We start from the raw sequence: 10,322 nt of genomic DNA, 5'->3' as shown, positions 1-10,322 counted from the left end.
AGCCGCGCCGCTGAAAAATACGTCGCTCGTCGCCCACCCACCAATGGCAAGCGTTTAGCCGTTGGTCTGTCTACGCCGTCGCCATGGCACTGCCGCAGGTCGCCGCCTTCACCGACACCTACCTGCCGACCGTCAACGGCGTCACCTACACGGTTCAGACGTGGCGCGACCACTGGCAGGCCCGCGGCGGCCGCATGGACGTGGTCTACCCGCAGAGCGACCACGTCCCCGTGGCTGGGGAGTATCCCGTCCGGAGCCTCCCGTTCCCGTTCTACGAGGGGTTCCGGCTCGGGATGCCACAGATCCCGAGCAAGGTCCGCGACGCCGACGTGGTCCACGCACACACCGCCTTCAGCCTCGGGATGGCCGGCAAGCGATTGGCCCGGAAGATAGACGCGCCGCTGGTCGCCTCCTACCACACCCCGACCGGCGAGTACGCCGAGTACGTCTCGAAGACGGATCTCGTCGAGTCGGCCGTCCAGTCCAGCGCCGAGCAGTACGAGCGGTGGTATCTCGGGGGCGCCGACCGCATCATCACCCCGACCGAGCGGACCGCCGAGTACGTCCGGGAGACCATCGGCGCCGGGACGGCCGTCGAGGTCGTCTCAAACGGCGTCGACACGGACTTCTTCGCGCCGCCCGAGGAGAGCGACTTCCGGGACCGGTACGACCTGCCCGACGGTCCGCTGGTGGGCTACACCGGTCGCCACGGCCACGAGAAGTGTCTGGGCGACATCCTCACGGCCTGTGTGGGACTGGACGTGACCGTCGTCTTCGCCGGTGACGGCCCCGCTCGAGAGGACCTGGAGGACGCGGCCGCGACCAGCGACCTCGACGTCCGCTTTCTCGGATTCCTCGACCGCGAGGAACTCCCGGAGTTCTACGCGGCGCTCGACGTCTTTGCCTTCCCCAGCCCGGTCGAGACCCAGGGGCTCGTCGCCCTGGAGGCCAACTGCTGTGGGACCCCGGTCGCCGGCGTCGACGCGGGCGCGCTCAGCGACACCGTCGTCGACGGCGAGACCGGCTACAGCTACGCGGAGGGCGACATGGACGGCTTCCAGCGCGCCATCGAGCGGGTGCTCGACGAGCGCGCGACGCTCCGGGACCACTGTCTGGCCCGGCGGGACGCGGTCAGCATCGACCACGCCGTCGACCGGCTCGTCGAGGTGTACGAGTCGGTGCTCCAGTAGTCAGAACTCCGAGAGGCTGGCCTGGCCGCCGTCGTCCCCGCCGTCGTCGGCCCGGTCCCCGCCGCGACCGGAGAACGAACAGCGCCGTCGTACCCGCGGATCCGACAGCGCCTCCTTCGCCCGCCCGTCGAGCGCTGCGTAGTCGTCCCTCGCGGTCGCGGCCTCGTGGTCGTACTCCACGACGGGGTAGGGGTAGTCCGTCCCGATGTCGACGCCGCAGGCGTCCTGGACGTGGGGCGGCGTCTTCTCCGGTCGGGCGAGGTGTTCGTCGGGCAACTCGCTCAGTTCGGGGACGTACTCGCGGACGAACTCGCCCTCGGGGTCGTACTCCCGGACCTGCTTTGCGGGGTCGTACACGCGCACCGGGTGGACGCCGGTCAGGTTGCACTGGGACTGCCACTGCGTGTAGTTGATGGCCGGGTCGGCGTCGACGAGGTGGTAGTACATGAAGTCGGCCCCGGGCTTCCACCACTGTTTCAGGACGTAGACGTAAAACGTCGCGACCAGCGCCCGGGTCCGGAAGTTGATGTAGCCGGTCTCTACGAGCGCGCGCATCGCGGCGTCGACCATCGGGAAGCCGGTGCGGCCCTCGCGCCAGGCCCGGTCGAGGTCGGCGTCGTGCTCGTCCCGGTAGAGTCCCCGGAAGACGGGGTTGACCGCGCGTTCGGTCCAGCCCGGCCAGTCGGCCAGCTTCTGGTGGTAGTGGCGGTTCCAGTAGAGCCGCGAGGTGTACATCGACCGGCCCCGCGAGTCGGGCGCTGACTGGACCCGCTGGTACACCTGCCGCTCGGAGAGACAGCCGAACTTCAGGTACGGCGAGAGTCGCGAGGAGCGGGCCTGTGCGGCCGCCGGCGGCGAGACGACGCCGGGATACTCGGCCAGCCGGTCGAGGAAGGCCGAGAGCGCCTCGGTGCCGGGAACCGTGCCGCCCTGTGGGACGCCGGACTTTCCGGGGGCAACGCCGTGACGGCGTTCGACCTCGTCGACGGTTACGTCGCTCGCGATGGGGTTCGACGGGAGCGAGGCGGGACGGGGGTGCTGGTCGCGCTCGAAGTACGCCGCACACGACTCGTCCCACCCCTCGCGGGTGTCGACGGCGACGGTCCCGTCCGCGTCGCGCTCGTCCGGCCAGCGGAGCCCGTCGTCCTCGAAGACAGTGACGCCCTCCCGTCCCAGCAGCGCCCGGTCGCGTTCGAGCCCCCGCCGGGCGGTGGCGTCGCGGTTGCAGTAGACTTCCCAGCCCTCGTCCAGCAGCTCGGACAGCCGCTCGCGCGGGTCCCCCGACAGCAGCTTGAGGTCGCTCCCGAGGTCGCGGTACTGCCGGCGGAGGTCACGCAGCGATTCGTGGCAGAACCGCAGCCGAGCGTCACACGCCAGCCCGTCGTCGCCGTAGTAGCTCGGGTCGACGACGAACACCGGCGCCACGCGGTCGGCGTCGGCCGCCGCAGCCGTCAGGGCGGCGTTGTCGACGGTGCGCAGGTCGGCCCGGTGCCAGACGACGATGTCGGTCACTGTCCGTGGTAGGGCCTCCCGGAGTAAAAGCGGCGGTGGCGGTTACGTCGAGTACGACCGGCCGATGGCGAAGCCGAACCCCATCATGGCTCCCAGCACGAGGCCGAAGACGAAATCGCCCGTCGCGACGCCGTAGATGCTCCCGAGACCGGTTCCCACGGCGACGGACTTGGCCACCAGCGGCCAGCGAACGAAATCAAGGGCACTCACACCCCGACAGAGAGAGTCGGCCGGTAAAAACGTACCAGTTCGCTCGCCACGCTCTAGGCCAGCGCACTGCCCGCCCGGATGATCGTCTTCTCGCGCGACCACCTTTTTCCCGCTCGGGTGTCCTCGCTCACTCCGTTCGCTGTGGACACCACTCGCGGCAAAAACGTGGGTGAAAAAGGCCGGACTCGCGCCGTTGGCGCGAGTTCCGCTCTAGGCCAGCGCGCTGCCCGCCCGGATAATCGTCTTCTCGCCGAAGGCCGGTCCGACGAACTGGAGCCCGACCGGGAGGCCGTCGTCGGTCTCGCCGGCCGGCACCGAGATGGCCGGGAGGTTCGCCAGGTTCACCGGCGTCGTGTTGGCGTCGGCGAGATACATCGTCAGGGGGTCATCGAGGCTCTCGCCGCGTTCCATCGGCGGGACCGGCATCGTCGGCGAGGCGAGCACGTCGGCCTCCGAGAGCGCCTCGTCGAAGTCTTGTTTGACCCACGCGCGGGCGTCCTGGGCCTTCTTGTAGTACTTGTCGTGGTAGCCGGCCGAGAGCGCGTAGGTGCCAAGCAGGACCCGGCGCTTGACTTCCTCGCCGAACCCGTCCTCGCGGGACCCCGCGAACGACTCGTTCCAGTTGCCCTCGCCGCCCGACTTCCCGTAGCGGACCCCGTCGAAGCGGGCCAGGTTCGAGGACGCCTCGCTCATGGCGATGACGTAGTAGGCCTCGACGGCGTGTTCGACGCTCGGGAGGTCGACCTCGTGGTAGCTCGCGCCTTGCGATTCGAGGTCGTCGATGGCGTCCCAGAACGTCTCGACGACGCGCTCGTCGGCCCCGTCCAACAGCTCGGTCGGGACGCCGATGGAGAGCCCGTCGACGTCGCCGTCGGCGGCGTCGGCGAACTCGTAGTCGGCACCGTGGTCCCGAGCGTCCCGGGTCGTCCCGTCGCGCTCGTCGGGGCCGGCGATGACCTCCAGGAGCTCGGCCGCGTCCTCGACGGTGGGGGCGATGGGCCCTATCTGTTCCAAGCTGTTGGCGTAGGCCACGAGGCCGTACCGGGAGACGAGCCCGTAGGTCGGCTTGATGCCGACGACGCCACAGAAGGCGGCGGGACAGCGGACCGAGCCGCCGGTGTCGCTGCCCAGCGCGTAGTCGGCGTCGCCGGCGGCGACGACGGCGGCGGACCCGCCCGAGGAGCCACCGGGGACCCGCCCTTCGGCGGCGGGGTTCTCGACGGGACCGTAGGCCGAGGTCTCCGTCGTGGTACCCATCCCGAACTCGTCCATGTTGGTCTTCCCGGGGATGGTCGCGCCGGCTTCTTTGAGCCGTTCGACGACCGTCGCGTCGTAGGGCGGAACGTATCCTTCCAGCATTGCGGAGCCACAGGTGGTCTGGACGCCCTTCGTGGAGATGTTGTCCTTCACCGCGACCGTCTCCCCGGCGAGTGGCCCGTCATCGGCCCCGTCGATGGTGTCCGTGGCGATGTAGGCGTTGTAGTCGCCCATCTACGACACCTTGGGGCCCTTGAACTGTCCGGCTTCCGAGTCGGGGGCGTTCTGCAGCGCTTCCTCCTGGCTCAGACACTCCCGGACTTCGTCGGGGCGCATCACGTTGGTCAGGTCGGCCTCGCGGTCGGTCTCGGGCACCTCGTCTAAGGCCTCGAACGCCGAGAGGATCTCACCGAACTGCTCGGTGAACCGCTCGACCTCCTCGTCGTCCAGGTCGATTCGGGCGAGGTCGGCGATGTGGGCGACCTCGTCGCCGTCGACAGCGTTGTCGCTCATGGGGTTTTGGAGCAGTGGCCCGGCGGTAAGCGTTTCGGAACCGCGAGCCGAACTGTTTAGGGTGGTTCACTATGTAACAGCATTTTCGGCTGTAAACGCGAACGCTGATTCGGATAAGAAAATCGTAACTTTGCGATTCGGGAAAACTTTTAAGTCGCTCAGGCTACAACAGAAGGATACAAGAGACGTTTTTCGGGTCACCAGACCCGCCTGTACGCCCAAACCAATGACCGATACCACTATCCGCCGATACACGAGCGAGCGCGAATCTGACGAGACACAGACAGAGGAGGAGGAAGACGAGTCACTGGTCTGTCCCGAGTGCGGCGGCTCGTTGCTCTCCGACAGCGAACGCGGCGAAACCGTCTGTGAGGACTGCGGACTGGTCGTCGAGGAAGACGAAATTGACCCCGGCCCCGAGTGGCGCGCGTTCGACTCCAAGGAGAAAGACCAGAAGTCCCGCGTCGGCGCCCCGACGACGAACATGATGCACGACAAGGGGCTGTCGACCAACATCGGCTGGCAGGACAAGGACGCCTACGGCAACTCCCTGTCCTCGCGCCAGCGCGAGAAGATGCAGCGCCTGCGGACCTGGAACGAGCGCTTCCGGACCCGCGACTCCAAGGAGCGTAACCTCAAGCAGGCGCTGGGCGAGATAGACCGCATGGCCTCGGCCCTGGGTCTGCCCGAGAACGTCCGCGAGACCGCGAGCGTCATCTATCGGCGGGCCCTCGACGAGGACCTCCTGCCGGGCCGCTCCATCGAGGGCGTCTCGACGGCGTCGCTGTACGCCGCCGCCCGACAGGCCGGCACGCCCCGGAGCCTCGACGAAATCGCTAACGTCTCCCGCGTGGGCAAGGACGAAATCGCCCGCACCTACCGCTACGTGGTCCGCGAGCTCTCCCTGGAAATCCAGCCCGCCGACCCCGAGAGCTACGTCCCCCGCTTCGCGTCCGACCTGGACCTCTCCGAGGAAGTCGAACGCCGCGCCCGCCAGCTCCTCCAGAACGCGAAAGCCGAGGGCGTCCACTCCGGGAAGTCCCCCGTCGGACTCGCCGCCGCCGCGGTGTATGCCGCCTCGCTGCTCACGAACGAGAAGGTCACCCAGAGCGAGGTCAGCGAGGTCGCCAACATCTCCGAAGTGACGATTCGGAACCGCTATCACGAGCTGCTGGAAGCCGAAGACAGCGTCCACCCCTAGCTTCTGTCCGTCTTTTTCGCTGTCGGAGAAACGGCGGCTCCGAGCCCGAAACTTCGAAACGTAATTTTTCACGGGGCGCGTCGACCGGGCCATGGAGACGACTCGCCACTTCGTCGCGACCGTCTACGCCGTCCACGACGGGGCCGTCGCGCTACACGAACACGACAAACTGGGGATGTGGCTCCCCGCCGGCGGCCACCTCGACCGGGACGAACTCCCTCACGAGGCCGCGCTCCGGGAGACCGAGGAGGAACTGGGCCTCGCCGTCGACCTCGTCGCCCCGCGGGAGGCCATCGCGAGCGAGACCGTTCGGTCGATTCCCCAGCCACAGCACTTCCTGGTAGAGGACATCAACGTCGGCGAGAACGGCGAGGTAGGCCACCAGCACATCGACTTCATCTTCTACGGCGACGCTCCGGGCCGTGACATCCAGCCCGGTCCCGGCGAACAGCCCGCCGACGACTGGACGTGGTTCACCGCCGAGGAACTGGACGCCCACAGCGACGAAATCCCGGCGGACGTGGTGGAAATCGGCCGACGAGCGATCGAGACGGTCGAGTAGCTACGCCGGCTCGGTTCCCCAGTCGATGGCCGTCCACACCCGCTCCCAGAGGTAGTACAGCAGCGTCTTGGCGACGGCCGCGGTGAAGCCGATTTTCACTGACGACCCTATCTGTCCGGTGTAGAAGAAGGCGATGGCGAAGACAACCGACGTGGCGAACAGCCGGTAGCTTATCGCCTTGACCATGGACCGCCGATGCGTGGCCACAGAGGGTCACCTCCGGTAGCTATCCCGGCATACGTGGCCGAACAGGACTATCGAAGCGTACGGACTGACTGTCATTCAGGCGACTGTTCTCAGCCGTCAAACTAAAAACTAATTATATTTAATTACTCGTGGCTAACAGTCGACCGCCGACAGCGGACGCCAGTGGCTGCAGTGGCGACGGAGGTTCAAGTACGAACGCGCGGACAGGCCAGCCCATGCTCTGACAGTTGCCACGGACCGGCCAAGCGACGCTGGCGGTCGACCGGTCCGTGAACCCCAGCGACCGTCCGTTCGTTACAGGAGCGACTCGATGTACTGGGTGACGTGGTCGTCCATCCGCCGTTTGTAGCCGGCCTGGCGGGCCAGCCGGTCGAGTTCGCGAGCGGCAAGCGAGCCGTACTGGGCGGCTTTCTTGTCCCGCATCGCGATGGACTCGGGGAGCGAGTGCAACGCGGCCTGCCGGAGCGCCCACTTGCGCGTCTCGCCGTCGACGAGCATCTCGTCGTCCAGCCTGAGCGCCGCCGACACGACGCGGTCGTGCAGTATCGGTGTCACCGGCTCGACGCCCGCCGCCCGCAGCGCCAGCACGTCCCGCGGGAGCTGTTCCGGGAGCGTCCGGACGACCTCTCGCTGGGCGCCACGGACGGTGTCGGCCTCGACGCGGGGGTCGTCGGGCGCCTTCTCGACCTTGGCGTACCCCCCGAACAGCTCGTCGGCGCCCTGGCCCAGCGCGAGGCGGTCGAACCCGTCGGCGGCGACGCGCTCCGCCGTGAGATACAGGGGGAGCGCTATCTGGACCGACATCGCGTCGGTGCGGCCGGTCGCGGCGGCGATTTCGGGGACGGCCCGCTCGATGGCGTCGTGAGTCAGTTCGACCACGTGCAGCTCCCGGTCGAGTCGCTCGGCCGCCGAACGGGCCGCCCCGACGTCGTGGCTCTCCGGGAACCCGGCGACGTACAGCGGCGCGTCGAGCCGTGCGGCCAGCAGCGCCGAGTCGACGCCGCCGGAGAAAGCGATGGCCAGGCCGTCGGTGTCGACGGCGTCGACGCTCGTCTCGACGGCGTCCCGGACGCGCTCGACGGCGGTCTCCCGGTCCTCGAACGGTTCGGGGTCGGGGAGCGTCCAGACCGCTCGGAGCTCGCCGGTACCCAGGACGTGCCCGGCCGGGAACAGCTGTGGCTCCGTCAGGTCGGTGGGGTCGTCACTCCAGTCCGGTACCGTGCCCTCGGACTCGCCCGCATCGACGAACAGGGGTTCCCGGCCCAGCACGTCCCTGACGAGCGCCCCGTCGAGTTCGCCGGCGAAGCCGGCCGTTCCGGGTAACGGTTCACCACTCGTCAGCGCGTCGCGGACGACACTGTCGGTTGTCCCCCGCATCGCTCACTCCAGCAAGCCGTTCAGACGGCTCGTGATTCGGCGTTTGACGCCGCCGGCGGCCTGTCGGAAGCTGATGCGCCACGGCGTTCGCTCGCCCTCGACGGTCGTGCGCCCCTCGCGGATAGCGTCCAGAATCGCGGCCACCGACGCCTCGTCGGCGTCGACCGTCGTCACCGCCTGGCCGACCATCTCCGCGATGTGAGCGTCGCTGCCGGCGGTCATCGGGAGGCCGCGGCGCCTGGCGAACCGCTCGGCCTGTCGGTTCGAGTGGCCGGTGAGCAGACGGGAGTTGTACACCTCGATGGCGTCGGCGGTCGCGAGTTCCGCCTTCGATATCTTGTCGAGGACGCCGTGGCGCGACTCCTGGAACGGGTGTGGGACCACGGCGAGGCCGCCCTGCTCGCGGATGCGGTCGAGCGTCTCCGCGAACGACAGCCCCGGCGGAATGGCCTCGGTGATGCCGAGCGCCAGAACGTGGCCCGCCTCGCAGGTGACCTCCATCCCGGTGATGCCGACCAGCCCGTAGTCGGGGGCCAGTTCGGCGGCTCGAAGGCTGGCTTCGATCTCGTCGTGGTCAGTGACGGCCAGGGCGTCAAGTCCCACTGCGCGGGCCTGCTCGAGGAGCAACTCGACGGGGTCTCGGCCGTCGTGGGACAGCGACGAGTGTGTGTGAAGCTCGACCGTCAGCACGCCCGTCGATAGCAATGGCTGGGGCAAAAGCGCCCCGGTCCGCGCTTCAGTCGGATTCGGCCCACCCGAACCGGCTCGCTCCGCTGACTTCCTCGTCGGTGAGATAGCACTGCGGGTCGGGCGCGAAGGGGTCGTTCTCGACGGTCAGCGCGCGGAGTCTGGAGGCGCCGCGACACACCTCGGCGTAGCGGCAGTCCGCACAGCGGCCCGAGAGGTGGGCCTCCCGATTGCGCAGTGCCCGGAGCAGCGGGTTCGACTCGTCCTCCCAGATGGCACCGAAGGAGCGGTCGCGGACGTTCCCCAGCGAGTATCCCTGCCAGAACTGCGTGAGGTGGACGTTCCCCTGGTAGTCGATATCGGCGACGCGCTCGCCGGTCGGGTCGCCGCCGTTGACCCGCAGATACTCGTAGACCTGCCGGGCCTGCGTCTCGCCCATGTGCTCCTGGGCGTACTCGACCAGGTAGGCCGCGTCGGCGTAGTTACCCACGAGTAGCGTCTCTATCTCCTCGCCCCGGTCGTGGTAGTCCCGAGTCATGTCGCAGACGCGCTCGACGGCCTCGCGGCGGTCGGCCGGCGTGAGGTCCGCGTCGACGATTTCGGTCCCGCGCCCGCCGTAGTCCAGGTGATAGAAGCAGAAGCGGTCGACGCCGACGTCCGTCAGCATGTCCACGACGCCTTCGAGGTCGGCGGCGTTGCGTTCCGTGATGGTGTAGCGCAGCCCGGTCTTCAGGCCGGCGTCGAGGCAGTTCTCGATGCCCTGGACGGCGCCGTCGAACGCGCCGTCGACGCCGCGGAAGTCGTCGTTTCGCTCCGGGAGGCCGTCGACCGAGACGCCGGCGTATTTCAGTCCGGCGTCCTTGAGCGACTCGGCGCGTTCCTCGGTGATGAGCGTCCCGTTGGTCGACAGCACCGGTCGGACGCCCACTTCGTTCGCATAGACGATCAGCTCTTCGAGGTCCTGGCGGACGAGCGGTTCGCCGCCGGAGAACAGCACCACCGGGGCGCCGTAGTCGGCGAGGTCGTCGAGCAGCGCCTTCCCCTCGGCCGTCGAGAGTTCCCCGTCGGCGATTTCGGTGTCGGCGGCGGCGTAGCAGTGGTCACAGTAGAGGTTACACTGCTTGGTGACGTTCCAGACGACGACCGGGCGCCGCTGTTTCCGGTCCCGAATCTGGCGTTTCGTCGACTCCTCGGCGGCGTCGTACCGCAGCCCGTCGCCCTCCGCGTCGAGGTCGGTCAGCAGCTTCGAGACCGATATCATTCGGCCTCCCCCCGGAGCGTCTCGGCGTCCATCTGCCCCTCCTCCATCGTGGGCGTCGCCCCGTCGTCGCTCTCCCCGGCCGCCGCGCCGACGCCGAGGTCGCCCTCCTGTACCCGCACTGTCTCGTCGGCCGGACAGAGCCACAGCGCCGCGGCGGCGTGGCCAAACAGCGTCGCGGCCTGTTCCCGGGCGACCGCGGCCGTCGGCGCGCTCACGCTGCCGGCGTGCGTGAGCGGCTCGGACTCGTTCTCGCGACAGAACACTTCCCACTCGCGACTGGTGGCCCCCCTCGGCGCGTCGACTGTCTTATCGTCCATACTGGTGTCAGGCACTGTCCGGAAAAAA

12 protein-coding genes are annotated in these 10,322 nt (G+C 68.4%); 3 read left to right on the top strand and 9 right to left on the bottom strand.

All coding sequences use genetic code 11. The features are described 5' to 3' along the window. Positions 1 to 83 precede the first annotated feature (83 nt). On the top strand, positions 84 to 1,190 hold the full coding sequence (locus NJQ98_RS11285; RefSeq protein WP_262178626.1) for a glycosyltransferase: 1,107 nt from the start codon (positions 84 to 86) through the stop codon (positions 1,188 to 1,190). Here the strand turns inward: NJQ98_RS11285 and NJQ98_RS19080 are convergent, their stop codons facing one another. The 4 genes from NJQ98_RS19080 to gatC all read right to left on the bottom strand — a co-directional run bounded on the left by NJQ98_RS19080 (position 1,191) and on the right by gatC (position 4,682). Beyond that, a complete protein-coding gene (locus NJQ98_RS19080) occupies positions 1,191 to 2,702 on the bottom strand; it encodes an FAD-binding domain-containing protein (protein ID WP_262178623.1) in 1,512 nt (503 codons plus the stop codon). It abuts the gene before it with no gap. A gap of 42 nt (positions 2,703 to 2,744) precedes the next feature. Next, positions 2,745 to 2,912, bottom strand: coding sequence for a hypothetical protein (locus NJQ98_RS11275; protein WP_262178621.1), 168 nt, complete (start codon positions 2,910 to 2,912; stop codon positions 2,745 to 2,747). 210 nt (positions 2,913 to 3,122) lie between these two features. Next, a complete protein-coding gene (gene gatA, locus NJQ98_RS11270; RefSeq protein WP_262178619.1) occupies positions 3,123 to 4,403 on the bottom strand; it encodes an Asp-tRNA(Asn)/Glu-tRNA(Gln) amidotransferase subunit GatA in 1,281 nt (426 codons plus the stop codon). Next, the gene (gene gatC / locus NJQ98_RS11265; protein ID WP_262178617.1) at positions 4,404 to 4,682 is read right to left on the bottom strand and encodes an Asp-tRNA(Asn)/Glu-tRNA(Gln) amidotransferase subunit GatC; all 279 of its coding nucleotides are present in this window, start codon (positions 4,680 to 4,682) and stop codon (positions 4,404 to 4,406) included. Between the two features lie 226 nt (positions 4,683 to 4,908). On the opposite strand from gatC, the gene NJQ98_RS11260 reads away from it, so the two are divergent. Further along, positions 4,909 to 5,883, top strand: a complete 975-nt coding sequence (locus NJQ98_RS11260) for a transcription initiation factor IIB (protein ID WP_262178614.1) — start codon at positions 4,909 to 4,911, stop codon at positions 5,881 to 5,883. Between the two features lie 91 nt (positions 5,884 to 5,974). After that, positions 5,975 to 6,445: an NUDIX hydrolase gene (locus NJQ98_RS11255; RefSeq protein ID WP_262178612.1), complete on the top strand. Its 471-nt coding sequence runs from the start codon at positions 5,975 to 5,977 to the stop codon at positions 6,443 to 6,445. On the opposite strand, the gene NJQ98_RS11250 is transcribed toward NJQ98_RS11255, so the two are convergent. The 5 genes from NJQ98_RS11250 to NJQ98_RS11230 all read right to left on the bottom strand — a co-directional run bounded on the left by NJQ98_RS11250 (position 6,446) and on the right by NJQ98_RS11230 (position 10,294). Continuing rightward, on the bottom strand, positions 6,446 to 6,652 hold the full coding sequence (locus NJQ98_RS11250) for a DUF2061 domain-containing protein (protein WP_262178610.1): 207 nt from the start codon (positions 6,650 to 6,652) through the stop codon (positions 6,446 to 6,448). It abuts the gene before it with no gap. Positions 6,653 to 6,946: 294 nt separating this feature from the next. Further along, on the bottom strand, positions 6,947 to 8,029 hold the full coding sequence (locus NJQ98_RS11245; protein ID WP_262178608.1) for an asparagine synthase C-terminal domain-containing protein: 1,083 nt from the start codon (positions 8,027 to 8,029) through the stop codon (positions 6,947 to 6,949). A 3-nt stretch (positions 8,030 to 8,032) separates the two neighbouring features. Beyond that, positions 8,033 to 8,719: a PHP domain-containing protein gene (locus NJQ98_RS11240; protein WP_262178606.1), complete on the bottom strand. Its 687-nt coding sequence runs from the start codon at positions 8,717 to 8,719 to the stop codon at positions 8,033 to 8,035. Between the two features lie 46 nt (positions 8,720 to 8,765). Then, positions 8,766 to 9,977 (bottom strand): TIGR04347 family pseudo-SAM/SPASM protein, encoded by a 1,212-nt coding sequence (locus tag NJQ98_RS11235; RefSeq protein WP_262178604.1) that lies wholly within the window; start codon positions 9,975 to 9,977, stop codon positions 8,766 to 8,768. Further along, positions 9,974 to 10,294, bottom strand: a complete 321-nt coding sequence (locus NJQ98_RS11230; RefSeq protein ID WP_262178602.1) for an Htur_1727 family rSAM-partnered candidate RiPP — start codon at positions 10,292 to 10,294, stop codon at positions 9,974 to 9,976. Before NJQ98_RS11230 ends, NJQ98_RS11235 begins: the two co-directional genes overlap by 4 nt. Positions 10,295 to 10,322 lie beyond the last annotated feature (28 nt).

Source organism: Haloarcula laminariae (assembly GCF_025457605.1).
Classification (GTDB): domain Archaea; phylum Halobacteriota; class Halobacteria; order Halobacteriales; family Haloarculaceae; genus Haloarcula; species Haloarcula laminariae.
The sequence above is the reverse complement of the archived record's forward strand: the minus strand, read 5'-3'. Positions and strand labels throughout refer to the sequence as shown.

Bases quoted from the DNA above. Each gene is read 5' to 3' on its own strand.
- NJQ98_RS11230 (WP_262178602.1), bottom strand. From the start codon at position 10,294: ATGGACGATAAGACAGTCGACGCGCCGAGGGGGGCCACCAGTCGCGAG.
- NJQ98_RS11235 (WP_262178604.1), bottom strand. From the start codon at position 9,977: ATGATATCGGTCTCGAAGCTGCTGACCGACCTCGACGCGGAGGGCGAC.
- gatC (WP_262178617.1), bottom strand. From the start codon at position 4,682: ATGAGCGACAACGCTGTCGACGGCGACGAGGTCGCCCACATCGCCGAC.
- NJQ98_RS11255 (WP_262178612.1), top strand. From the start codon at position 5,975: ATGGAGACGACTCGCCACTTCGTCGCGACCGTCTACGCCGTCCACGAC.
- NJQ98_RS11260 (WP_262178614.1), top strand. From the start codon at position 4,909: ATGACCGATACCACTATCCGCCGATACACGAGCGAGCGCGAATCTGAC.
- NJQ98_RS11285 (WP_262178626.1), top strand. From the start codon at position 84: ATGGCACTGCCGCAGGTCGCCGCCTTCACCGACACCTACCTGCCGACC.
- NJQ98_RS11245 (WP_262178608.1), bottom strand. From the start codon at position 8,029: ATGCGGGGGACAACCGACAGTGTCGTCCGCGACGCGCTGACGAGTGGT.
- gatA (WP_262178619.1), bottom strand. From the start codon at position 4,403: ATGGGCGACTACAACGCCTACATCGCCACGGACACCATCGACGGGGCC.